24 protein-coding genes are annotated in these 21,910 nt (G+C 65.2%); 17 read left to right on the plus strand and 7 right to left on the minus strand.

Features of this window, described 5'->3' with window-relative positions; translation table 11 throughout:
• The first annotated feature begins 7 nt into the window (after positions 1-7).
• From lptG to ACY3GB_RS05040, 5 genes are all read left to right on the plus strand, one after another.
• Complete coding sequence (gene lptG, locus ACY3GB_RS05020) at positions 8-1,084, plus strand: LPS export ABC transporter permease LptG (RefSeq protein ID WP_463087790.1); 1,077 nt, start codon at positions 8-10, stop codon at positions 1,082-1,084.
• A gap of 1 nt (position 1,085) precedes the next feature.
• The gene (locus ACY3GB_RS05025) at positions 1,086-3,656 is read left to right on the plus strand and encodes a [protein-PII] uridylyltransferase (RefSeq protein WP_463087791.1); all 2,571 of its coding nucleotides are present in this window, start codon (positions 1,086-1,088) and stop codon (positions 3,654-3,656) included.
• 220 nt (positions 3,657-3,876) lie between these two features.
• The gene (locus tag ACY3GB_RS05030) at positions 3,877-5,151 is read left to right on the plus strand and encodes a serine hydrolase domain-containing protein (protein ID WP_463087792.1); all 1,275 of its coding nucleotides are present in this window, start codon (positions 3,877-3,879) and stop codon (positions 5,149-5,151) included.
• 7 nt (positions 5,152-5,158) lie between these two features.
• Positions 5,159-5,920 (plus strand): alpha/beta fold hydrolase, encoded by a 762-nt coding sequence (locus ACY3GB_RS05035; RefSeq protein WP_463087793.1) that lies wholly within the window; start codon positions 5,159-5,161, stop codon positions 5,918-5,920.
• Between the two features lie 73 nt (positions 5,921-5,993).
• Positions 5,994-6,476, plus strand: coding sequence for a MaoC family dehydratase (locus tag ACY3GB_RS05040; RefSeq protein WP_011136468.1), 483 nt, complete (start codon positions 5,994-5,996; stop codon positions 6,474-6,476).
• Positions 6,477-6,539: 63 nt separating this feature from the next.
• Here ACY3GB_RS05040 and ACY3GB_RS05045 read toward each other — a convergent pair whose 3' ends face one another.
• Both ACY3GB_RS05045 and ACY3GB_RS05050 read right to left on the minus strand, forming a co-directional pair.
• A complete protein-coding gene (locus tag ACY3GB_RS05045) occupies positions 6,540-7,490 on the minus strand; it encodes a GMP reductase (RefSeq protein WP_463087794.1) in 951 nt (316 codons plus the stop codon).
• 183 nt (positions 7,491-7,673) lie between these two features.
• Entirely contained in the window at positions 7,674-8,321 is a 648-nt protein-coding gene (locus ACY3GB_RS05050; protein ID WP_463087795.1) for a nucleotide-binding protein, read from the minus strand.
• Between the two features lie 103 nt (positions 8,322-8,424).
• Here ACY3GB_RS05050 and ACY3GB_RS05055 point away from each other — a divergent pair, with 103 nt between their 5' ends.
• The gene (locus tag ACY3GB_RS05055; protein ID WP_463087796.1) at positions 8,425-9,084 is read left to right on the plus strand and encodes an HAD family hydrolase; all 660 of its coding nucleotides are present in this window, start codon (positions 8,425-8,427) and stop codon (positions 9,082-9,084) included.
• A gap of 40 nt (positions 9,085-9,124) precedes the next feature.
• Here ACY3GB_RS05055 and ACY3GB_RS05060 read toward each other — a convergent pair whose 3' ends face one another.
• Both ACY3GB_RS05060 and ACY3GB_RS05065 read right to left on the minus strand, forming a co-directional pair.
• A complete protein-coding gene (locus tag ACY3GB_RS05060; protein ID WP_463087797.1) occupies positions 9,125-10,060 on the minus strand; it encodes an exopolyphosphatase in 936 nt (311 codons plus the stop codon).
• Between the two features lie 25 nt (positions 10,061-10,085).
• On the minus strand, positions 10,086-10,676 hold the full coding sequence (locus ACY3GB_RS05065; protein WP_463087798.1) for an IMPACT family protein: 591 nt from the start codon (positions 10,674-10,676) through the stop codon (positions 10,086-10,088).
• Between the two features lie 121 nt (positions 10,677-10,797).
• Between ACY3GB_RS05065 and ACY3GB_RS05070 the strand changes: the two genes are divergently transcribed.
• The 9 genes from ACY3GB_RS05070 to ACY3GB_RS05110 all read left to right on the plus strand — a co-directional run bounded on the left by ACY3GB_RS05070 (position 10,798) and on the right by ACY3GB_RS05110 (position 16,081).
• Complete coding sequence (locus ACY3GB_RS05070; protein WP_463087799.1) at positions 10,798-10,926, plus strand: hypothetical protein; 129 nt, start codon at positions 10,798-10,800, stop codon at positions 10,924-10,926.
• Positions 10,927-11,020: 94 nt separating this feature from the next.
• A complete protein-coding gene (locus tag ACY3GB_RS05075) occupies positions 11,021-11,443 on the plus strand; it encodes an NfeD family protein (protein WP_076227204.1) in 423 nt (140 codons plus the stop codon).
• 12 nt (positions 11,444-11,455) lie between these two features.
• Positions 11,456-12,397: an SPFH domain-containing protein gene (locus ACY3GB_RS05080; RefSeq protein ID WP_463087800.1), complete on the plus strand. Its 942-nt coding sequence runs from the start codon at positions 11,456-11,458 to the stop codon at positions 12,395-12,397.
• 60 nt (positions 12,398-12,457) lie between these two features.
• On the plus strand, positions 12,458-12,991 hold the full coding sequence (locus ACY3GB_RS05085; RefSeq protein WP_231153539.1) for a septation protein A: 534 nt from the start codon (positions 12,458-12,460) through the stop codon (positions 12,989-12,991).
• Entirely contained in the window at positions 12,991-13,293 is a 303-nt protein-coding gene (locus tag ACY3GB_RS05090; protein WP_021477589.1) for a YciI family protein, read from the plus strand. Before ACY3GB_RS05085 ends, ACY3GB_RS05090 begins: the two co-directional genes overlap by 1 nt.
• Positions 13,290-13,556, plus strand: a complete 267-nt coding sequence (locus tag ACY3GB_RS05095; RefSeq protein WP_463087801.1) for a BolA family protein — start codon at positions 13,290-13,292, stop codon at positions 13,554-13,556. Before ACY3GB_RS05090 ends, ACY3GB_RS05095 begins: the two co-directional genes overlap by 4 nt.
• Positions 13,557-13,576: 20 nt before the next feature.
• Positions 13,577-14,365: a peptidylprolyl isomerase gene (locus ACY3GB_RS05100; protein WP_463087802.1), complete on the plus strand. Its 789-nt coding sequence runs from the start codon at positions 13,577-13,579 to the stop codon at positions 14,363-14,365.
• A 27-nt stretch (positions 14,366-14,392) separates the two neighbouring features.
• Positions 14,393-15,175 carry a peptidylprolyl isomerase gene (locus ACY3GB_RS05105; RefSeq protein WP_463087803.1) on the plus strand — a complete coding sequence of 261 codons (783 nt, stop codon included), beginning with the start codon at positions 14,393-14,395 and terminating at the stop codon, positions 15,173-15,175.
• A gap of 177 nt (positions 15,176-15,352) precedes the next feature.
• A complete protein-coding gene (locus ACY3GB_RS05110) occupies positions 15,353-16,081 on the plus strand; it encodes a peptidylprolyl isomerase (protein ID WP_463087804.1) in 729 nt (242 codons plus the stop codon).
• Between the two features lie 22 nt (positions 16,082-16,103).
• On the opposite strand, the gene ACY3GB_RS05115 is transcribed toward ACY3GB_RS05110, so the two are convergent.
• On the minus strand, positions 16,104-17,429 hold the full coding sequence (locus ACY3GB_RS05115; protein ID WP_463087805.1) for a chitinase: 1,326 nt from the start codon (positions 17,427-17,429) through the stop codon (positions 16,104-16,106).
• Between the two features lie 206 nt (positions 17,430-17,635).
• Here ACY3GB_RS05115 and ACY3GB_RS05120 point away from each other — a divergent pair, with 206 nt between their 5' ends.
• Positions 17,636-19,129 carry a S41 family peptidase gene (locus ACY3GB_RS05120; protein WP_463087806.1) on the plus strand — a complete coding sequence of 498 codons (1,494 nt, stop codon included), beginning with the start codon at positions 17,636-17,638 and terminating at the stop codon, positions 19,127-19,129.
• Between the two features lie 98 nt (positions 19,130-19,227).
• Here ACY3GB_RS05120 and ACY3GB_RS05125 read toward each other — a convergent pair whose 3' ends face one another.
• On the minus strand, positions 19,228-19,911 hold the full coding sequence (locus tag ACY3GB_RS05125; protein WP_463087807.1) for a DsbA family protein: 684 nt from the start codon (positions 19,909-19,911) through the stop codon (positions 19,228-19,230).
• Between the two features lie 5 nt (positions 19,912-19,916).
• Entirely contained in the window at positions 19,917-20,777 is an 861-nt protein-coding gene (locus ACY3GB_RS05130) for an MBL fold metallo-hydrolase (RefSeq protein WP_114063357.1), read from the minus strand.
• Between the two features lie 141 nt (positions 20,778-20,918).
• On the opposite strand from ACY3GB_RS05130, the gene ACY3GB_RS05135 reads away from it, so the two are divergent.
• Positions 20,919-21,848, plus strand: a complete 930-nt coding sequence (locus tag ACY3GB_RS05135) for a LysR family transcriptional regulator (RefSeq protein WP_463087808.1) — start codon at positions 20,919-20,921, stop codon at positions 21,846-21,848.
• Positions 21,849-21,910: the final 62 nt, after the last annotated feature.

Below are 21,910 nucleotides of genomic sequence, written 5' to 3' on the forward strand. Positions count from 1 at the left end.
CACGTCGATGAAACTCATACACCGCTACATCATCAGCACCCTGACCCAATCCACGCTGTTCACCTTGCTGGCGCTGCTGGGCCTGTACGGCTTTTTCGATCTGCTGGGCGAAGTGCCCGCCCTAGGCACCGGCACCTATACCGCCGGCGTGATGGCCACCTACGTGGCGCTGCTGATCCCCGGCCACGCTTACGAACTGATGCCGCTGGCCGTGCTGATCGGCGGCATGGTGGCGATGACCCAGCTGGCCAGCTCCAGCGAATACACGGTGATCCGCACCTCCGGCGTCACGCTGGGCCAGATCGCCGCCACCCTGCTGAAATTCGGCCTGGGCTTCGCCGTGCTCACCATTTTGCTGGGCGAATTCCTCTCGCCGTGGGCGATGCAGGAGGCCGAGCGCACCAAGCTGACCGCCACCCACTCCATCGTCGCCAAGGAATTCCGTTCCGGCACCTGGGTGAAGGACAACCAGAACTTCATCAACGTGCATGAAATGCTGCCGGACAACACCCTGCTGGGCATCCGCATCTACACCTACGATCAAGACTTCAAGCTGGAGCGCACCCGGATCGCCGAGCGCGGCACCTTCTCCAAGCAGGACCGCAGCTGGCAGCTGGAAAACGTCAAGGAAACCGTGCTGGGCGCCGATCACACCATCAGCAACGCCTACCCGGCGCTGAAATGGAAGTCCATCATCGAGCCGGAAATCCTGTCGGTGCTGCTGGTTGTGCCGGAACAGATGTCGGCACACAACCTGCTCACTTACATCGAACACCTGAAGAAGAACAAGCAGCAGACCCAGCGCTACGAGATCGCGCTATGGAGCAAGCTGTTCTATCCGCTGGCCTGCATTTCGATGGCGCTGGTGGCGCTGGCCTTCACGCCGCAACAGCGCCGCCACGGCCAGTTGGGCATCAAGCTGTTCGCCGGCATCTGCCTGGGCGTGACCTTCCACTTCGTGAACCGTCTGTTCGGCCACCTGGGCTTGCTGTACGACTGGAACTCCATCCTGTCCGCCACCCTGCCCACGCTGATCTTCTTCCTGGGCGGCATCGCCATCATCGCGAAACAGGAAAGGCGCTGACATGACGCTTGCGGCCACTCCCCTGCAGCGCTGGCGGCAGACGCTGGCCGACAAGCGACAACAACTGGCAGAGGCCTACCGCGCCGACCGCGACGCGCCAGCCTTCCTGCGCCATTACAGCCAGGCGGTGGACCAGGCGCTGGCCGAACTGTGGCGCGAGCAGGGCCTGGACGGACTGGCCACCCTGGCGGCGGTGGGCGGCTACGGCCGCGGCCAGCTGTTCCCCTGCTCCGACGTCGACATCCTGATCCTGCTGCCCGACCAGCCCGCCGCCGAAACCAACGACAAGGTCAGCCATTTCATCGGCCTGATGTGGGACATCGGCCTGGAAATCGGCCACAGCGTGCGCACGACGAACGAATGCCTGCGCGAAGCCGCCGGCGACATCACCATCGAGACCAATCTGCTGGAAAACCGGCTGGTGGCCGGCCCGGCCGAACCCTGGCGCAAGCTGATGACGCGGCTGGAGGCGCAGCGCGACCCGCTGGCCTTCTTCGAAGGCAAGACGCTGGAGCAGCAGCAGCGCCACACCCGCCACTTCGGCGTCAGCAACAACCTGGAGCCCAATCTGAAGGAAAGCCCGGGTGGTCTGCGCGACCTGCACACCATTCTGTGGATCAGCAAGGCGGCGGGGCTGGGCGACAACTGGGATTCGCTGGTCCGGCGCGGCATCCTCACCCTGGCCGAGGCGCGGCTGATCAAGCACAGCGAGGAGCAGCTGCAAAAACTGCGCATCGACCTGCACCTGCTGGCCCGCCGCCGCGAAGACAGGCTGATCTTCGACCTGCAGCAGCAGGTGGCGCAGGCCTGGGGCCTGGCCGACACCGCCGCCAAGCGCGCCAGCGAACAGCTGATGCAGCTCTACTTCCGCGCCGCCAAAACGGTGAACCAGCTCAACGGCATCCTGCTGCCCAACCTGCGCGGCCGCATCTACAGCCAGGTGCCGCGCGTCACCCAGCACATCAACGAATACTTCCACGCCGTCAACGGCATGCTGGGCATACGCGAGGTCAATGTCTTCGACAAGCACCCGCACGCGATACTGGAAGCCTTCCTGACGCTGCAGCGCCACCCCGAGCTGTCCGGCTTCGCGCCGCGCATGCTGCGCGCGTTGTGGCACGGCCGCAGCCAGATCAACGACCGCTTCCGCCAAGATCCGCGCAACCGCGCCACCTTCATGCAGATCTTCCGCGAGCCTGCCGGCCTCACCCGCACGCTGAGGCGGATGAACCTGTACGGCATCCTCGGCCAGTACCTGCCCAATTTCGGCCAGATCGTCGGCCAGATGCAGCACGATCTGTTCCACGTCTACACCGTGGACGAACACATCCTGATGGTGGTGCGCAATCTGCGCCGCTTCGCCATCAGCGCCTACAACCACGAATACCCGTTCCTGTCGCGGCTGATCAACGATTTCGACCGGCCGGAGGTGCTGTATCTGGCCGGCCTGTTCCACGACATCGCCAAGGGCCGGGGCGGCGACCACTCCCAGCTGGGCATCGCCGACGCCGAGGCCTTTTGCCGCGACCACGGCCTGCCTCCGGAAGACTGCGAACTGGTCGCCTGGCTGGTGGGCCAGCACCTGACCATGTCCAGCATCGCGCAGAAGCAGGACATCTACGACCCGGAAACGGTGCAGCGCTTCGCCGATCTGGTGCGCACGCCGCGCCGCCTGGCCGCGCTCTACCTGCTGACTGTGGCCGACATCCGCGGCACCAGCCCCAAGGTGTGGAACACCTGGAAGGCCAAGCTGCTGGAAGACCTGTACCACGCGACGCTGCGCGTGCTGTCGCGCGGCGGCGAAATCGACCTCGCTTCGGAATTGGAAGCGCGCAAGAACCAGGCCCGCGCCCAGCTGCGGCTGCACGCGATACCGGACGGCGCCGAAGCCGGCCTGTGGGCGCAGCTCGATACCGTCTACTTCCTGCGCCACGAGGCCAAGGAAATCGCCTGGCACGCCCGCGTGCTCAACCGCCAGCTGTCGCCCGACCTGCCGCAGGTGCGCGCGCGGCTGGCCGACGACCACGAAGGCCTGCAGGTGCTGATCTACTCGCCGGACAAGCCGGAGCTGTTCGCCCGCGCCTGCGCCTTCTTCGGCCGCACCAACTACAGCATCGCCGACGCCAAGGTCTACACCACCCGCCACGGCTACGCGCTGGACACTTTCCACGTCTTCGTGCCCGAGCACCACGACGGCGACTACCGCGACATGATCAACTTCATCGAGTTCGAACTGGCCGCGGCGCTGGCCGCGGACCAGCCCTTGCAGCTGCCGCCGCAAGGACGGATCAGCCGCCACCTGAAGCACTTTCCGATCACGCCGCAGGTATCGATCCGCCCGGACGACCGGGACAACGACTTCATCCTGTCCATCGTCGCCGGCGACCGTCCCGGCCTGCTCGCCCGCATCGCCAAGGTGCTGGCCGATTACCGGCTCAATGTGCGGTCCGCCAAGATCATGACGCTGGGCGGCCGGGCCGAGGACTCGTTCCAGATTTCCGGCGCCGCGCTGAAGGACGACAAGACCTCGCTGGCGCTGGAAGCGGCGCTGATCGCCGCGCTGCGGGTCTGAAATCCTGCTTGGAACATTCCACGCCATGACGTTAACATTGCATTGCGCAATGCAAGGAACATGACATGCCGGATATTCTGCGGAACATTCCCGAACAGATCGAAAGCGAACGCCTGACCCTACGCTGCCCGACACTGGGAGATCACCCCGCCGCGCACGCCGGCGGAAAGGCAGCCTGCGCGACACCGCGCTGCACGCGCCGGCCAGCCAGGCAACATCGATGGACTTGCTGACGCCTTATCTGGAACGCCTGGCCGCCGACGGCAATTTCAGCGGCGTCATCCTGGCTGCCGAAGGCGACAGGCAATGGCTGCGCAGCCATGGCTGGGCCGACGCCGCTTCCGGCAGGCCGATGGCGAACGATACGCCGCTGCGCATAGGCTCGCTCAGCAAAAGCTTTACCGCCGCGCTGGTTTTGCGTCTGGTGGATGATGGCTTGCTGACGCTGGATCAGCCCATTCAGCCGCTGTTGCCGCAATTCAAGCTGCCGGCCGCCCTCACCGCCGGCCACTTGCTGCGCCACCGCTCGGGGCTGGGCAACCATACCGCCCTGCCCGACTACTGGCCGACGCGGATGCGGCAACGCTGGACGCCGGACCAACTGATAAACGACATCCTCGCCCGTCCGCCGCTGTTCGCTCCGGGCGCAGGCTGCGCCTACAGCAATACCGCTTACGCCTTGCTGGCGCGGCTGCTTGAGATTTTGCGCGGCAAACCATTCGCGGCTCTATTGCGCCAGATGCTGGAGCCGGCGGGGCTGAGCGGCATACGCGATGAAATCGAGGCCCCGGCAACCGATGGCGCGCGCGGCTATTGGCTGGACACCGAATGGCAAGAGGCGCCGCCCTTGGACATCAGCAACGGCTTCGGCGCCTACAGCCTCAGCGCCAACGCTCCCGGCCTGTTGCGCTGGTGGCAAGCGCTGAGCAGCAGCGACATCCTCTCCCCGGACAGCCGGGAGTGGATGTTCGCCACCGAGAACGGCGAGGACGGCTTCGCCGCCGGCTGGTATCGCGAACACACGCCCGACGGCCCCGTCCTCTCCCATCTTGGCGACATCAACGGCTTTGTTTCGGTCTTGCTGGCCCAGCCAGCCAAGAACCGTTGCGTGATCGCGCTCAGCAATCTGGCTCAAACCGATGCTTGGGCGCTGGCGGAAACGGTTTGCCAGCTCCTGGACGGCAAGCCTGTCGATACCGGCCCCGCCGCAACCGGTTTCGCCGCCCTGCCCGATTGGCTCGATGGGCGCTACCTGGCCGGCGACGGCGATGAAATCATCATGAATGGCGGCATCGCCACGCTCACGCGCAGCTACGGCGCGCGCTGCGACTGCGCCGTCATCGCCAGCCGCAGCGGGCCGGAGCATTGCGAGGCGAAACTGGAGCGGCTGCCCGAACGGCTGATCTTCAGCCGCCAAGCCGCCGGAACCAGGCTGACCCACATCAGCGGCCTGAAGCGCCGCGAATATCGAAAAACCTCCAACGCCTCGCACTGAGTCCATCATGCAATATTTCGCGCTTTGCCAGCCGCAAGCCATGCTGCGCTATCACGACATCCCCGGCCACGGCGCGCCGCTCATCATGCTGCACGGACTGGGCTGCGCCTCCTCGTTCGATTATCCCCGCCTGCTGGCCGAACCGGGCCTCGCCGGCCGCCGCGCGCTATTGGTGGATTTGCTGGGCCACGGCTTCAGCGACAAGCCGGAAGATTTCAGCTACGCCCCCAGTGCCCAGGCTGAAGCGCTGGCGCAATGGATCGAACAACTGGGCTTGCGCGAATTCGATCTCTACGGCCACAGCATGGGCGGCAGCGTCGCCATCGACCTGGCTACGCTCATGCCGGGTCGCATCCGACGCCTGGTGTTGGCCGAACCGAACCTGGACAGCGGCGGCGGCGCCTACAGCCGCGCGCTGGCAAGCTGGAGCGAGGCCGACTACGTCGCCCGCGGCCATCGGGAAATCATTCAGACCTTCGGCGCGGACAGTCCCAACTGGGCCGGCAGCATGGCCGTCGCCTCGCCGCTGGCCGTGCATCGGGCGGCCAAGGGCCTGATCGCGGGCAGCGCAGTCAGCTGGCGCGAGCAGCTGCGGGCCTTGCCCATGCCGCGCCGCATCATCTTCGGCGAAAAATCGCTGCCCGATCCGGACGTCACATGGCTGCCCCGGCATGGCATCGCCGCCAGCATCGTCGCCGACGCCGGGCACTCGCTGGCCTGGGACAATCCCGCCGGCCTTGCCGAGGCGATCGCCGCGGCGCTGGATTGAGAATGATGCTTTGACCAATTTCAACGTCGGAGCTATGCTGCAAGCCTGATGTTACGTTAACGTAAGATGAATCATGCTCTACTTCGAAGACCTTAGGCCCGGCCAGCTTTTTTTAAGCGCGGAACACACGCTGAGCGAGCAGGAAATCATCGCTTTCGCCCGCCAGTTCGACCCCCAGCCTTTCCATACCGATCCGGAAGCCGCCCGCCAGACCTTTTTCAACGGCCTGGCCGCCAGCGGCTGGCATACCAGCAGCCTGTCGATGCGGCTGGTGGCGGAGTCTGAACTGGGCCGCGCCGCCAATGGTCTGATCGGCATGCAGATCGACAAGATGCGCTGGCCGCAGCCGAGCCGCCCCGGCGACACGCTGCAGGTGGAAGTGGAAGTGCTGGACAAGCGCCGCTCCAGCAGCCAGCCCGGCTTCGGCGTGGTCAAGGTGAGCTGGACCACCCGCAACCAGCGCGGCGAGACGGCGATGCAGCTGGAGTGCGCGATCTGGCTGCAATGCCGCAGCAAGGCCGAGGCCGCCGCGCCGGAATTGGCCGGCGCCAAATAAGAGCAGACATGAAAACGGCCGCGCAGCGCAAGCCCGCGGCCGTTTGTCGCTTCAGATGCCGGCTCAGCGATAGACCTGGATCATCTCCACGTCGCGCAGCGCGGCCAGCGTGGTGCCGCCCGCGTAGCTGACCGAGGACTGCAGGTCTTCCTGCAGTTCGCGCAGCAGCTTGCCCATGCTGCCCTTGTACTCGACCAGGATCTTCTTGCCTTCGACGTTGACATAGGCGCCCTTGTTGAACTGCGAGGCGCTGCCGAAGTATTCCTTGTAATGCTTGCCGGCGATTTCGACGATGTCGCCCGCCGATTCGTCGTAGCCGGCGAACAGCGAGCCGGCCATCACCATGGTCGCGCCGCAGACCAGCGCCTTGGCGATGTCCCCATGCTCGACGATGCCGCCGTCGGCGATCACCGGGATCTTCACCGCCGCCACGCAATCGCGCACGGTGGATACCATCGGGCGGTGGAAGCCGGTCTTGTTCTTGGTGATGCAGACGCGGCCGCCGGCGATGCCGGCCTTGATCGCGTCGCACCCCCAGGCTTCGAGGTCGCGCGCCGCTTCGGCGGTGGCGACGTTGCCGCCGATCAGGAAGGTATTCGGGAAATGTTGCTTGATGTGCTTGATCATGCGCTCCGCCTTCACGCACCAGGCGTTGGCGATGTCGAGCGTCATGTATTCGGGGCTCAGGCCGGCGGCTTTCAGCGCGTCCAGCTGCTCGTAAGTGTCGTCGTTGACGCCGACGCTGATCGATGCGAACAGGCCCTGCTCCTGCATGTAGCGGGTGAAGGCCACCGCGTCGACGTTGAAGCGGTGCAGCGTGTAGAACCAGCCTTCGCGGGCGAACAGCTCGCAGGTCTCGGCCGAAACCACCGACTTCATATTGGACGGGTAGACCGGCATCGCGAAGCGGCGCGGGCCGAACTGCACGGAGGTGTCGCACTCCTTGCGGCTGTCCACCACGGTTTTCTTCGGCACCAGGTATACGTCGCCGTAGTTGAGTTCGGTCTTGATCATGCGTGTGCTCCCACAAAAACAGGTTTGGATGAAAAAAACAGGGGCCCCAAACAAAGACGGGAGCCGTATAGGCTCCCATTTGCAGCTACCCCTGCGACGCCTGTCTTCGGCTCGCACGCAGTTACGAAACAAAGCTACGCGCATTGAATCTCGACGTCAAGAGTCTGCACGTAAAAATTTTCGCTACTTGTCGCACCACGCCGCCGGATCCTCCCCCAGCCAGCGCAGTATCGGCAACCAGGCTTCGCGGTCCCGTTCGGTACGCGAAGCCGGCAGATCGAACAAGGACATCCCTGCCGAGGCCGCCTGCACGTAAAGCTGGGTGTCACGCAGCCAGCTGAGCACCGGCACGTCGTGCCGCGCCAGGAACTGTTCCAGTTCGCGTGCGGAACGGGTGCGCGAATCCACCCGCATGCCCACCACCGCCATGTAGGCCTTGTTCTTGCGGATGGACTTCTCCTCCAGCATCTGCTCGAAAAAGGCCTCGCTGGCCCACGCGTCGAACGGCGACGGCTGGATCGGCACGATCACATGCCCCACCTGCGACAGCAACGAGGTCAGTTTCTTGCCGTGCAGGCTGGCCGGGCTGTCCAGCACCACCACCTCGGTGCCGCGCGGCGGGCGTTTGGGCTCGTTGGCGGCCACTTCCCAGCCGGATATGCCGGGCAGCGCATGATCGCGCCGGGCCAGCCAGTGCAAGGAGGTCTGCTGGCGGTCCACATCCCCCAACATCACCTTCTTGCCACTGGCTGCGTAATAGGCCGCCAGATTGGTGGCCAGCGTCGACTTGCCGCTGCCGCCCTTGGGATTCGCTATCAGTACCGACCTCACCCTCGCCTCCTTCGCCTTGCGCTTGACCCAGAACACTATACCAGAGTCATCGCCCTTGCCGGCAGCCGGGGAAAGCGATAGTTTCGGGTGGAAAGGAGAGGGAATGAACCGTAGTTTCGACGCCCTGCTGTTCGACATGGACGGCCTGATGCTGGATACCGAGACGCTGTCTTGCGCGGCCACCCGCCGCGCCGGCGCCGAGCTGGGCATACCGATAGACGACGCGATGCTGATGGGCATGGTGGGCTTGTCCGAAGCCCGCTGCACCCGCTACATCGCGGAATACCTGGCCGACGAGGAATTGGCCGCGCGGCTGCAGCAGACCAGCCGCGCCGGCTACCGCCGCATGCTGAAGCACGAAGAGATTCCGCTCAAGCCCGGCATCGTCGAGCTGCTGGACTGGGCCGAAAGCCAGGGCATTCCGCGCGCGGTGGCCACCTCCACCCGCCGCGCGGTCGCCGACGTCAAACTGGCGCGCAGCGGACTGGCCCGCTACTTCCGGCACACCATCGCCGGCGACGAAGTGGCGCGCACCAAACCGGAGCCGGACATTTACCTGGCCGCCGCCGCGCTGCTGGACGCCGCCCCGGCGCGCTGCATCGTGCTGGAGGATTCGCCGTACGGCATGCAGGCGGGCGTCGCCGCCGGCTCCAGAGTGATCCTGGTGCCGGACCTGATCGAGCCATCGGCAGCGCAGCGCGCGCAGGCGCTGGCCGTCTGCGGCGACCTGCATCAGGCGCTGGCGCTGCTGCGAACCTTGTAATTAACCGCGGCCGGCGAGCGTTCGCCCGCCGCTCGTCGCCCTAGCCGTGGCCGCGGATGCGCGCGATCAGCTCGTCCAGCACATCCTCGGACTGATCGTGCCCCACCTGGCAGGTGCCTGCGGCCTCATGGCCGCCGCCGCCATATTGCAGCAGCAGCGCGCCGATATTGGTGCGCGAAGTGCGGTTGACGATGGACTTGCCCACCGCGAACACGGTGTTCTGCTTGTTCAGCCCCCACATCTGGTGGATGGAGATGTTGCAGTCGGGAAACAGCGCGTAAATCATGAAGCGGTTGGTCGGGTAGATGGTTTCCTCGTGCAACAGGTTCAACACCACCACATTGCCGTGCACCCGCGAACAGCGGCGAATCTGCTCCTTGGCCAGCGTCTCGTACTGGCGGTACAGCGCCACCCTCTCCTGCACGTCGGGCAGTTGCAGGATTTCATCAATGCCGTGATTGCGGCAGTAGCCGATCAGATCCATCATCAGCTGGAAATTGCTGACTTTGAATTCCCGAAAGCGGCCAAGGCCGGTGCGGGCGTCCATCAGGTAGTTGAGCAGCACCCAATCCTTGGGGTTCAGGATTTCGTCTATGGTGAACTGGGCCGAATCCGCCTTGTCCACCGCCGCCATCATTTCGTCGCTGATGCCGGGAAACGCCTTCTTGCCGCCGTAATGGTTGTACACCACCCGCGCCGCCGACGGCGCGCGCGGATCGATCACGTAGTTGTCGACATCGGTGGCGTTGCGCAGCGTCTCGGATAGATGGTGGTCGAAGACCAGATGCGCCTTGGCGACGTATGGCAGGTTGGTGGTGATGTCGTCGCCGGTGATTTCCACCTTGCCGTCCTGCATGTCCTTGGGGTGGGCAAACATCACCTCCCGGATCAGCTTAAGCTCGTTGAGCAATACCGCGCACACCAGTCCATCGAAATCGCTGCGCGTCACCAGGCGGTACTGTTTCTGCTTCGTCATCTGCGCCTCCCGTTTCGTTACATTCTCAGCTGTCCGGCGCCGCCACCTCCAGGGCCCCGGCCATGCGGTCGGCCAACTCGGCCAGCCGCGCGTCCGCATCCGCTTCGGGCAGCTCCACCATGAGCCAGACCCTGTCGGCGTATTGCTGATCCACCACCGTCAGACCCGTTTCCTGGCATGCGTGCCGCAAACGGGCCTCGCCGGAGAAGTCCACCCCCAGCCGCCGCAGGCAGGTTCGGCTCAGCGGCGTCAGGACAGCCTCGGCCAGCGCGGCATTGACAGCTTGAGTGTAGGCCCTGACCAGGCCGCCCGCACCCAGTTTGATGCCGCCGAAGTAACGCACCACCACCGCCAGCACATTAGCGATGTCCTTGTGCCGCAATACGTTGTACATCGGCTTGGCCGCGGTGCCCGACGGCTCGCCGTCGTCGTCCAGCATGGAATCGCCGGCGCACAGCAGCACCGCGCAGTAGTGGCGGGCATCCGGCCAGCGCGCGCGGATGCCCGCCAGCTCGCGCAGTGCCTCGTCGCGGCTGGCCACCGGCAGCACGATGCCGATGAAGCGGCTCTTGCGGATTTCCACCTCGGCCTGGGCCTTTTCTTGCAACTGGAACATTCAACGCATCCTGCTGTCTGAGACGGGCGGGCATTGTAAACCCGGAGGTCGCAATCCGGCACCGCCGACGGCGCATTCGCGGTCTAAACTGAAAGCGGGAACCCATCCGGAGGGAACGGCCATGACCACCCTGCTCCTGCTTTCGCCGCTGATCGTCGCCGGCCTGTGGCTGTATGTCAGAAAATGCTGGCTGGGCAGCGAAGACGCCATCCACCTGTCCCATTTCCTGCCGGACCGCGACCACGTCTGAGCCTTGTCCGCGCCGCCGGCCCCGCTGGCGACCCCGTTGTCATTCGCAAGAAATGGCCGGACAATAACCGTGATGATCGCCCCCTGAGGATTTCATGTCGCAACTCACCTTCTGGTTCGGCTGCGCGCTGGTCGCGCTGATCGCCGAATTCGTGTCGGGCACCTTCTATCTGCTGATGGTGGCGCTGGCTTTGGCCTGCGGCGGCCTCGCCGCCTGGCTGGGCGCGCCGGAGCCGTGGCAATGGCTGATCGCCAGCGTCAGCGGCGCCGTCGGACTGCTGCTGATCTATCGCCGCAGGCGCAGCCTGATGCCTCCGCCCCCGCCGCAGGACGATCCCGACTGGGGCCAGCAGGTGGAAATCCGCGCGCTGACCACCCCGGGCCATGCCCGCATCCACTACCGCGGCGCCGAATGGGACGCCGTGCTGCTGGACAGCAGGCTGGACGCCGGCGGGACCGGTTACATCTCCGGCCGCGAAGGCAATCAGTTCAAGATCTCGTCACAACAACCGCAATAAAGAGAAAAATCCATGGAAATCGTCCTGATCCTATTCGTGGCCGTCGTCATCTTCATTTTCAAATCGCTGGCGGTGGTGCCGCAGCAGCACGCCTACATCGTCGAACGCCTGGGCCGCTACCACGCCACCCTGACGCCGGGCCTGAACATCATCACGCCCTTCATCGACCGCATCGCCTACAAGCACAGCCTGAAGGAGATCCCGCTGGACGTGCCCAGCCAGATCTGCATCACCCGCGACAACACCCAGCTCAAGGTAGACGGCATCCTCTACTTCCAGGTGACCGACGCCAAGCTCGCCTCCTACGGCACCAGCAATTTCATCATCGCCATCACCCAGCTGTCGCAGACCACGCTGCGCTCGGTGATCGGCAAGCTGGAGCTGGACAAGACCTTCGAGGAGCGAGACGACATCAACCGCACCGTGGTGGCCTCGCTGGACGAGGCGGCGATCAACTGGGGCGTCAAGGTGCTGCGCTACGAGATCAAGGACCTGGTGCCGCCGCAGGACATCCTGCACGCGATGCAGGCCCAGATCACGGCCGAACGGGAGAAACGCGCCCGCATCGCCCAGTCCGAGGGCGTGAAGGTGGAGCAGATCAACCTGGCCACCGGCGCGCGCGAAGCGGCGATCCAGAAATCCCAGGGCGAGATGCAGGCCACCATCAACAACTCCGAAGGCAACAAGCAGGCGGCGATCAACCAGGCGATGGGCGAGGCCGAGGCCATCCGGCTGGTGGCCGACGCAACAGCCGACGCGATCAACCGCATCGCCGGCGCGGTCCGCACCGAGGGCGGCATCGAGGCCGTCAATCTGAAAGTGGCCGAGCAATACATCGCCGCCTTCGGCAAATTGGCCAAGGAAAACAATACCATCATCATGCCGAGCAACGTCGCCGACGTCGGCGGACTGGTGGCGAGCGCGCTCAGCGTGGTCAAACAAACTAACCGTTAATCCCTTCGCAAACCCCGGCGCGGCTTGAATCTGGCCGCGCCAGCCCCCATAATCACCCGCATGAAATTTTTTACCGATCTCCTTCCCGTCCTGCTGTTTTTCGGCGCCTACTGGCTGACGCGCGACATGTTCCTCGCCACCGGCGTGGCCATCGCCGCCACGGCGGCGATGGTGGCCTGGGCCTGGTTCAAGCACCGCAAGGTTGACACCATGCAATGGATCAGCCTGGGGCTAATCGTGGTGCTGGGCGGCGCCACCCTGCTGCTGCACGACAAGCACTTCATCATGTGGAAACCCACCGTGCTGTACTGGGTGATGGGCGCCGGCCTGCTGATCAGCGAATTCGCCGGCAAGAACGGCCTGCGCCTGATGATGGGCAAGCAGATCGAGATGCCCGATCCCGTGTGGCGCAAGCTCACCTGGGCCTGGGGCGGCTTCTTCGCCTTCATGGGCGCGCTGAACCTGTTCGTCGCCTACCACTTCAGCGAGGACGTCTGGGTGAATTTCAAACTGTTCGGCGGCATGGGATTGATGCTGCTGTTCGTGATCGCCCAAAGCCTGTTCCTGGCCAAGTACATCGAGGAAAAGAAATAATGCTGTACGCCATCATCGCGCGCGACCATCCCGGCAGCCTAGAGCGCCGCATCGCGCTGCGCGCCGAGCACCGCGCGCGGCTGGCCGCGCTGCAGGACCAGGGCCGGATGAAACTGTCCGGCCCGCTGCCCGCCATCGACAGCGCCGATCCCGGCCCCGCCGGCTACTGCGGCAGCCTGGTGGTGGCCGAGTTCGCGTCGCTGGAAGAGGCGCGCGCCTGGGCCGCGGCCGACCCTTACCAGGGCGGCGGCGTCTACGCCAGCGTCGACGTCCAGCCCTTCGTGCAGGTCTTCCCCGCATGAGCGGCACCGTTGAACTGCTGGAAACCGCGTTGCGGGCCCTGGAGCCCGAGCATCTGGACATCCAGGACGACAGCGCGCTGCATGCCGGCCACGCCGGCGCCAAGAGCGGCGGCGGCCACTACACGCTGACCATCGTCAGCGCGCGCTTCGCCGGCCTCAACCGCGTGGCGCGGCACCGGCTGATCTACCAGACCCTGGGCGAACTGATGGACGGGCGCGTTCACGCGCTGGCCATCCGCGCCCTGACACCAGAAGAACTCTGAATTTCTACCAAAGGGACAATATGAAACTTTCCCGTATCGCCGCCCTGACGCTGGCAGCCTCGATCAGCCTGCCGGTCGCCGCGGAGTCGATCGCCGTGGTCAACGGCGTTTCCATCGATAAGTCCGAACTGGACGCCGCGGTCGCCAATGTGGTGCAAAGCAATGGCGGCAAGGTGCAGGACAGCCCGGAACTGCGCGAGCAGTTGAAGAATTCGCTGGTCAGCCGCCAACTGATCCTCCAGGAAGCCTCCCGCCGCGGCCTGGACAAGCAGCCGGCTTTCGTCAAGCGCATGGATGAAGCGCGCGCCGAACTGCTGCGCGATTCGCTGTTCGCCGACATCGCCGAAAAAGCCAACGTCGGCGATGCCCAGATCAAGGCCCGCTACGACGAAATGGCTGCCCAGGTTGCCGGCAGCAAGGAAGTCCACGCCTACCAGATCACGCTCGGCAGCGAAGCCGACGCGCAGAAGGTGATCGCCCAGCTGAAGAAGGGCGCCAAGTTCGACGAGCTGGTCAAGACCCGCTCCATCGACCCCAACGCCAAGCAAAGCGGCGGCGACATGAACTGGGGCAACCTGTCCCGCATGGAGCCCAAGCTGGCCGAAGCGCTGAAGGCCATTCCCAAGGGCCAGGTCAGCAGCGCGCCTTACCAGTCGCAACTGGGCTGGCACGTGTTCAAGGTAGCCGACATCCGCAATGCCCAGATCCCGCCGCTGGACGCCGTCAAGCCGCAGATCGCCCGCCAATTGCAGGAAGAAGCCATTGCCAAGGCCGTGGAAGATCTGCGCGCCAAGAGCAAGATTCAGTAAATCCACCTTATCCGGGAATAGAACAACATGCGTAAACTCCTGCTGCAAACCGCCCTGGCCGCCGCCTTCGCCGGCAGCGCCATCGCCGTGGCCGGCCCGACCGTCAACGGCCAGCAAATCTCCGACGCCCGCGTCGACGCCGTGGCCAAGATGATGGAAGCCCAGGGCCAAAACGTGAACCCGCAAGCCCGCGACCAGATCAAGGACCAACTGGTGACCGCCGAAGTGCTGCGCCAGGAAGCCGTGAAGAAGGGTCTGGACAAGTCGCCGGAATTCACCGCCGAACTGCAGAACATGCAATCGATGGCGCTGGCCAACCGCCTGATCAAGGACTACGAGAAAGCCAACCCGGTCAGCGACGCCGACCTGAAGGCCGAATACGACAAACTGGTAGCCTCGGTTCCGGAAACCAAGCAGTTCCACGCCCGCCACATCCTGGTGAAGAGCGAGGCTGAAGCCAAGTCCGTCATCGACGCGCTGAAGAAGGGCAAGTCCTTCGACAAGCTGGCCAAGGAAAAATCGCAGGACCCGGGCAGCAAGGCCAATGGCGGCGATCTAGGCTGGCAGGAAGCCGGCACCTTCGTCGCGCCGTTCTCCGAGGCGATGAGCAAGCTCGCCAAGGGCGAGGTGACCGCCAAGCCGGTGAAGACCGAGTACGGCTGGCACGTGATCAAGCTGGACGACGTGCGCACCCAGCGCAACGTGCCGCAGCTTGAGGAAATCCGTCCGCAGCTGACCCAGCGCGTGATGGGCGGCCGCATCGAGAAGTACGTCGCCGATCTGAAGGCCAAGGCCCAGATCCAGCAGTAAGCCCGCGCAGCGCGCGTTACGGGGACGGCATGCCGTCCCCGTTTTGCTTGACAGCGCCCCCCGCCGCGCTTAACTTCGCGCTCAACCGAAGCAGGCCCGCCCTGCCCTTGTCACGGCTGCCGCCGGCAGCCCCATCGGAAACGCCATGACATGGCCGCTCCCTCACAGGAAACTCACATGACCATCATCGTCAATGGCGTCGAAATCAGCGAAGACATGATCGCTTCGCAACTGGAACACTACGCGGATACCCCCAGCCCGCGCGATACCGCGATCCAGCAGCTGGTCCTTCACACCCTGCTGGTGCAGCAGGCCAAGAGCGAAGGCCTGGACGTCTCCGACGAGCAGCAAGCCATCCAGGCGCTGCTGGACCAGAAACTGGAAGTGCAGCCGATCGACGAAGCCAGCTGCCGCGAATTCTACGAGCGCTATCCGGAGCGCTTCTCCGCCGGCGACAGCGCCGTGGCCAGCCACATCCTGCTGCCCAAGGGCGAAGGCTTGGAAGCCAGCCTGATCAAGGCCAAGGCCGAAGGCATCCTGGCGGAAGTGCAAGCCAGCCCGTCGCGCTTCGCCGCGCTGGCTCAGGAACACTCCACCTGCCCGTCCGGCAAGCAAGGCGGCAGCCTCGGCCAATTCGGCCGCGGCCAGATGGTGCCGGAATTCGAACAAGCCGTATTCAGCACCGAAGCCGGCCAGATCACTCCGCACCTGGTGGAAACCCAGTTCGGCTACCACATCATCCAGGTGAACGAGCGCGCCGAAGGCGGCAAGATCGGCTTCGACGAAGTCAAGGAACGCCTGCAGCACTACCTGACCGACATGGCCTTCAACCAGGCGATGCACGAATATCTGAACATGCTGGTATCCGGCGCCCAGATCAGCGGCTACCAGATGACCGCCGCCTAAGCGACGGCCACCCGGCTCAGGCTCACCAGGCCGTCCGCGTCGCGCGGACGGCTTTTTTCTTGCTCGCCGCCGCGACAGGCAGCTGGCGCAAGCTGGCCGCCACCGGCTTGGAGAAGTTGTAGCCGTCATGGCGGTCCCAGTTGATCGACCAGGTCATCGCGCCGCGGAAGGTTGGATAAGCCTGCGCCGGCAGCACGCCGCCGCAGCCTTGCAGCGCGGTCAGGCAGCTCAATGCCTTCGCCACGGTGTCCGGCGTGACGAAACCGGAATTGGCCGAGCTGCGTCCGGACGGCACGCCGAAGGCCACCTGGTCCGGCCGCAACCCCTTGAAGCTGCCGGACGCGCCGTTGCCGAGCGGGAAGCCCTCGATCAGCATTTTGCTGCCGCCGACCAGCATATCCACCGAGCCCTCCGGCAACGCGCCGGTGGAGTACGGCGTGTACAGCCCGCCGTTGTTGTAATACTGGACGTGAATCACCGAGAGATCGTCGCGCAGCCCATCGATGATGGGCAGGTAGGCGCCCCAGTTGCCGCCGTAGGCGACATAGCCGCCCTGCACGTACGGATGCTCGGGCGCCATCGACAGATAGAAGCCCGGTCCGATCTTGGCCTTCAGCTGCTTCACCGCGCTGACCAGATTGCTGATGATCGGCGCGCCCACCGATACGCCGCTTTCCAGATCCAGGTCTATGCCGTCGAAGCCGTACTGGCCGATGATGGCGGCCAGGCTGTTGACGAAGTTCTGCGCCTGCGCGGCATTGTTCAGCGTCACCGACCCGTTCTGGCCGCCCAGCGACAACACCACTTTCTTGCCCTTGGCCTGCTTGGCGCGGATGTCCTGGATGAATTGCGCCGCGCTGCCCGCGGCCGGGTCCAGCGTGAAGCTGACATTGCCGTTGCCGGCGTCGTCGGCGAAAGCCACCACGATCACGTCCCAATCATCGGAAACCTGCGTCAAGGGGAAAGCCGCGCCGCTGGGATTGGCGAAATTGTGCCAGTACCCGACCAGCGCGTGCTTGGCGAACGGTGCCGGCGTGCCCGGCGGCGGACTGGGCGGCGTCGGAGGGTTGGGCGGCGTCGGAGGGTTGGGCGGCGCCGGCGGGGTGGGATCGCCGCCGGAACAGCTGCCGCCCGCCTTCCACAACGTCGGCGTCGCGGCGGGATTCCAGTTGGCGCCTGGATAGGCGGTATGCGCGGTCAGCGCGGTGTAATTGGCGTTTTGGTAGGCGACCACGTCGCCCGCCTTGTAGCTGGCGCCTTCGGCCCAATCAGGGCAGGCCGCCCGCGCCTGCTGGCCAAAAGCCAGCGACAAAGCCATTGCGATTGCCCCGCCTGTCGTTCTGCGCATCGACGCTCTCCTCATTGCGATTAATTGGTATTTGATTGGTATTTAATGATATGTCGAGGACAATATCTTTCAAGTTATCAATTCCAAATAAATATCAATGATGGCCAGGCCATCCATTAGGGCGAACTATAAAAACAAATTAACGACATTGGCATCGCAAGGCGCTCCGCGTACGATAACCGTTTTGCTCCGCCCGCCCTCTCGCCATGCCGCCCATCTCTGTCGTCAAACTCGCTGCCATCCTGCTCCTGAGCGCTCCATCCTGCCTCGCATCCACAGCGGCCGCGGTGTTCGACCGCCAGGCCTGGCTGCAGGATTACCGGCTGCTGAAGCGGGAACTGGAAAAACGCTACTCCCACCTGGCCTGGATGGCTTCGCCCGGCAGCGGCGTCAATCTCCCCGCCTTGGACCGGCAGGCGCAAGCGATGCTGGCCCAGGCTCGCGGCAACGCCGAAGCCAGGCAGGCCATCCTGGATTTTCAAAGCGGTTTTCACGATGGCCATTTCTCTTCGATCACGCCGGTCGACGCGCCATCCTCAGCCGCGGCGGAACCGCCGAAGCGGGACGGGTCGCGCGACAACGCGCTCGACGGCTGCGCCTCGCAGGGCTATGTCAACGGCCGCGGCGCCGCCTTCTCGCTGCCTTTTGAAACCCTGCCCGGCGTGCGGCTGACCGCTGATGGCCTTGTCCTGCCGATGAGAAGCGGCATCGCCGATCTGGGAGCGGCCGGCAAACTCGCGCTGCTGCGCATTCCGTCCTTCAATCCCCGCAACTATCCCCAGCTGTGCCAGCAAGCGTGGCAAGCGATGCTTGAACGCGGCGGCCGCTTCGATCCGGACAAGCTTTTCACCGATGTCATGCGCGCCTGGTACCGCGAAACCGCCCAGCGCCTGCGCGAGCTGCGTTCGGCCGGCGCCCGCGCGTTGATCGTCGACATCGGCGACAACCCCGGGGGCAACGACAGCGGCGACGCGATGTCCCGCCTGCTGGGCAGCGGCCCGGTCCGCTCCGCGCCGTTATGGCTGGCGCGCTCGCCGCAAGGAGAGGCTTATCTGCGGGAATGGATAGAGAACTTGAGCGCGGGCCTGCCGCCGGAAGCCACGGCGGAAGATAAAGCCGTCCTGCAGCCGTTCCTCGATGCGTTCCGCGCCCAGGCGTCGCAATGGCGGCAAGCGCCGCCCGTAGACATGAGCTGGGTCTGGCACGAGCAGCGCGCCTTCGATCCCGGCGCGGCGCACAGCCGCTTGGTCCAGGTCGCTTACGCATCCGGCGCGGTGGATCACCTGGAGCCGGGCCGCTATTCGAAAATCGTGTCCGAAGCGCTGTTCTGGCCCGCGCAGTCCTTCGGCAGCCAGGGCGCCTGGCAAGGGCCGGTCTATCTGCTGACCAATAGCCAGACCTATTCCGCCGCCGAGATGTTCGCCGCCGTCAGCCGGGACAACCGATTGGCCAAAACAGTGGGGCAGCGGACCGGCGGCGACGGCTGCGGCTTCATGAGCAAAATGCAGCCCCTGGTTCTGCCGCACTCCGGCCTGAGCTTCCGCATTCCCGATTGCGTCAGGCTGCGCGCCGACGGCAGCGACGAAGTCGCCGGCATCGCACCGGATCTGCCGGTAAGCGCCGCGCCGGGAGAAAGCAGGCGCGCGATGGCGCACAAGACGCTGCGGGCCATCGCCGCCGATCTCGCGCCTCGCCCTTAACCGGCCTGGATGCCCGCTTGAACGACGCTGCCGGCATGGCCGCGCGCATGAAAAAACCGCCGCTCCCAAGGGAACGGCGGTCTGGCCGGCAAGGCAAATCAGCGGCAGCTGTCCGGCGTGCAGAACAGCGCGTCGTCGCCGGCCGCTGCCGGCTTGGGCAGTTTCTCCGCCAGCGCGGCGGCCAGTTCGGCCGGCTTGCCCAGCCAGCCGGACAGCTCCAGCCGCTCCAGCTTGCCGTCCTGCTCCAGCACCACGGACGGGAAGCCTCGCAAGCCCAAACGGCCCATCTGGCGGCGTGTGTCGTCGATGTGCGTCTCGGCCTCGTCTCGAGCGGACTGCCAGGCCGCCTGGAAGGATGCCGCGTCCGCGCCCAGTTCGACCGCCAATTCGCTCAACACCGCGAACTCGGCGATGCGCCGGCCTTCCTGGTAATGGGCGCGCTGGATGCGGGCCAGCATCGCCAGCGGCGCGATGCCCAGCTTGGCGGCGGCCAGCACCGCGGCGATCGGCGGGTTGGACGCCAGCGGCGCGCCGATGTCGTTCAGCAGGCCATCGTAGTAGGCGTCGCCGAAAGGCTGGCCGCTCATCTGGGCGATGCGCTTGTCGTGCGGCATCACGTAGGCGCGCCAGTCAGGGGTGATCGCGCGGCCCTCTTCCTCGTCTATCATGCCGCCGGCGTGCATTTCGACGCTGACGCCGGGCAGCGCGGCCGCCGCCTGCAGCAGCGGGGAGGCGCCGTAGCACCAGCCGCACAGCGGGTCGTAGAAGTAATGCAGTTTCATGCCCGTTACCACTTCATCTCGCCCTTGCGCACCTTCGCGCCCAGTTCCAGCGTGGAGACTTCGGCCGCGTTCGGGTAGGCCTGCTTCATCGCCTCGATCAGCTCGCCGCTGTTGCGGGTTTCGGCGTTCTTGGCTTCGAAAGTCTTCAGATAGTCGCGGGTGTAGCGGATGGCGGACACGTCCATCTTGTCGCCGGCGATCATGTGGCCCGGCACCACCACTTCCGGTTTCAGCGCTTCCATGTCGTCCAGCTGCTTGTACCAGCCCTTGCGTTCGGCGTCGTTCTGGGTGTCGGCGGTCCATACATGCATGCCGGAGTAGATGCCCACGTTGCCGACGATGGCGCGGATGGACGGAATCCACATATAGCCGCGGTGCGCCATCACGCCCTTGGTGTCTCGCAGCTCCAGCGCCTTGCCTTCCAGCATGATCTTGTCAGTCTTCAGCGCGGTCGGCAGCAGCGGCTTGGCTTGCGGCGCGTTGGCGCCCATCTTCGGGCCCCAGAACGCTACCTTGCCCTTCACGTTGCCCTTGATGTGGGCCAGCACTTCCGGCGCGGCCACCAGCTCGGCCTTGGGGAAGATCTGCTTCAGCACCGAAGCGCCGAAGTAGTAGTCCGGATCGGCCTGGCTCACGTAGATGGTCTTCAGATTCTTGCCGCTGTCCAGCACCTTGGCGGCGATGCGGTAGGCGTCGGCGCGGGTGAAGCCGGTGTCGATCAGCACGGCGTCCTTGTCGCCGGTGACCAGCACGGAAGAAACGTTGAAGCTGTTGCCGTCGGCGTTGTACACCGACAGTTTCAGGTCGCCCGCGTGGGCGAAACCGGCGGCGGCGAGAGCGGCGGCGATCAGGGTTTGGCGGATCATAAGGTGACTCCTTGGTCTAATGCCGGCGCCCGCCGGCGGGTTGCACTGCGTTTCAGTGATGATGCGCACACTATAAGCGCAAGAATCGATCCAATAAATCGGCTAAACTGCACGTTATTATTTCTTAAATCGTGCAAATAAATGGACCGACTCACCGCCATGCAAGTCTTCGCCGAGGTTGCCCAGCTGGGCAGCTTCACCGCCGCCGGCGACAAGCTGGACATGTCCCGTCCGATGGTCACCCGCTATGTCGAGGAGCTGGAGCAATGGCTGGGCGTCCGCCTGCTGCAGCGCTCCACCCGCAAGGTCACCCTCACCGACGCCGGCCTCGCCTGCCTCGCCCGCTGCCGGCAGATGCTGGAGCTGGCCGACGAAGTGCGCGCCGACGCCGGCCAGCGCGACGGCCAGGTGCGCGGCCTGCTTCGGGTGGCGGCGAGCACCTCGTTCGGGCTGGCGGTGCTGGGCGGCGCGGTGGCGGAGTTCGGCGAGCGCCACCCCCAGCTGCGGGTGGACCTGCAGCTTGGCGATCGCGCCGTCAACCTGATTGAAGAAAGAATAGACCTCGCCATCCGCATTACCAACGAGCCGGATCCGGGCCTGGTGGGAAGACGGCTGTGCGACTGCCGCTCCTTGCTGGTGGCCGCGCCGTCCTACCTGGCCCGCCATGGCGCGCCGCAGAGTCCGCAAGACCTGGAGCGGCACCGCTGCCTCAGCTACAGCAACTTCGGCCGCAACGAATGGAAACTGAGCCGCGGCGGCGAAGAACGAAAAGTGCGGGTCTCCGGCAATATCAGCGGCAACGAGGCCAGCGCGCTATTGAGCGCGGCGGTGGCCGGCGCCGGCATCGCGATGCAGCCCAGCTACCTGGCCGCGCACCACGTCAGCCGCGGCGAACTGGTGGCGCTGTTGCCGGAATGGCAGCCGACCGTCCTCGGCATACACGCGCTCTACCCGTCGCGACGGCTGCTGCCGCTGGCGCTGCGCAGCCTGCTGGACTTCCTGGTGGACCGGCTGGGCGGACCGCTGCCGCCATGGGACATTCCGTCGGCGCTGGCCGGGCGCACCGCGTGAACAGGCGATCCGCGCCCAGGCATGGCAAAACCGCGCCCGGCGCTCCGCGGCATACAAGTCCG

The organism is Chromobacterium sp. Ag138, assembly GCF_055181315.1.

What these genes read in the sequence shown, in the direction of transcription:
- lptG (WP_463087790.1), top strand. Translation starts at nt 8, where the DNA reads ATGAAACTCATACACCGCTACATCATCAGCACCCTGACCCAATCCACG.
- ACY3GB_RS05025 (WP_463087791.1), top strand. Translation starts at nt 1,086, where the DNA reads ATGACGCTTGCGGCCACTCCCCTGCAGCGCTGGCGGCAGACGCTGGCC.
- ACY3GB_RS05030 (WP_463087792.1), top strand. Translation starts at nt 3,877, where the DNA reads ATGGACTTGCTGACGCCTTATCTGGAACGCCTGGCCGCCGACGGCAAT.
- ACY3GB_RS05035 (WP_463087793.1), top strand. Translation starts at nt 5,159, where the DNA reads ATGCAATATTTCGCGCTTTGCCAGCCGCAAGCCATGCTGCGCTATCAC.
- ACY3GB_RS05040 (WP_011136468.1), top strand. Translation starts at nt 5,994, where the DNA reads ATGCTCTACTTCGAAGACCTTAGGCCCGGCCAGCTTTTTTTAAGCGCG.
- ACY3GB_RS05045 (WP_463087794.1), bottom strand. Translation starts at nt 7,490, where the DNA reads ATGATCAAGACCGAACTCAACTACGGCGACGTATACCTGGTGCCGAAG.
- ACY3GB_RS05055 (WP_463087796.1), top strand. Translation starts at nt 8,425, where the DNA reads ATGAACCGTAGTTTCGACGCCCTGCTGTTCGACATGGACGGCCTGATG.
- ACY3GB_RS05060 (WP_463087797.1), bottom strand. Translation starts at nt 10,060, where the DNA reads ATGACGAAGCAGAAACAGTACCGCCTGGTGACGCGCAGCGATTTCGAT.
- ACY3GB_RS05065 (WP_463087798.1), bottom strand. Translation starts at nt 10,676, where the DNA reads ATGTTCCAGTTGCAAGAAAAGGCCCAGGCCGAGGTGGAAATCCGCAAG.
- ACY3GB_RS05070 (WP_463087799.1), top strand. Translation starts at nt 10,798, where the DNA reads ATGACCACCCTGCTCCTGCTTTCGCCGCTGATCGTCGCCGGCCTGTGG.
- ACY3GB_RS05075 (WP_076227204.1), top strand. Translation starts at nt 11,021, where the DNA reads ATGTCGCAACTCACCTTCTGGTTCGGCTGCGCGCTGGTCGCGCTGATC.
- ACY3GB_RS05080 (WP_463087800.1), top strand. Translation starts at nt 11,456, where the DNA reads ATGGAAATCGTCCTGATCCTATTCGTGGCCGTCGTCATCTTCATTTTC.
- ACY3GB_RS05085 (WP_231153539.1), top strand. Translation starts at nt 12,458, where the DNA reads ATGAAATTTTTTACCGATCTCCTTCCCGTCCTGCTGTTTTTCGGCGCC.
- ACY3GB_RS05090 (WP_021477589.1), top strand. Translation starts at nt 12,991, where the DNA reads ATGCTGTACGCCATCATCGCGCGCGACCATCCCGGCAGCCTAGAGCGC.
- ACY3GB_RS05095 (WP_463087801.1), top strand. Translation starts at nt 13,290, where the DNA reads ATGAGCGGCACCGTTGAACTGCTGGAAACCGCGTTGCGGGCCCTGGAG.
- ACY3GB_RS05100 (WP_463087802.1), top strand. Translation starts at nt 13,577, where the DNA reads ATGAAACTTTCCCGTATCGCCGCCCTGACGCTGGCAGCCTCGATCAGC.
- ACY3GB_RS05105 (WP_463087803.1), top strand. Translation starts at nt 14,393, where the DNA reads ATGCGTAAACTCCTGCTGCAAACCGCCCTGGCCGCCGCCTTCGCCGGC.
- ACY3GB_RS05110 (WP_463087804.1), top strand. Translation starts at nt 15,353, where the DNA reads ATGACCATCATCGTCAATGGCGTCGAAATCAGCGAAGACATGATCGCT.
- ACY3GB_RS05115 (WP_463087805.1), bottom strand. Translation starts at nt 17,429, where the DNA reads ATGCGCAGAACGACAGGCGGGGCAATCGCAATGGCTTTGTCGCTGGCT.
- ACY3GB_RS05120 (WP_463087806.1), top strand. Translation starts at nt 17,636, where the DNA reads ATGCCGCCCATCTCTGTCGTCAAACTCGCTGCCATCCTGCTCCTGAGC.
- ACY3GB_RS05125 (WP_463087807.1), bottom strand. Translation starts at nt 19,911, where the DNA reads ATGAAACTGCATTACTTCTACGACCCGCTGTGCGGCTGGTGCTACGGC.
- ACY3GB_RS05130 (WP_114063357.1), bottom strand. Translation starts at nt 20,777, where the DNA reads ATGATCCGCCAAACCCTGATCGCCGCCGCTCTCGCCGCCGCCGGTTTC.
- ACY3GB_RS05135 (WP_463087808.1), top strand. Translation starts at nt 20,919, where the DNA reads ATGGACCGACTCACCGCCATGCAAGTCTTCGCCGAGGTTGCCCAGCTG.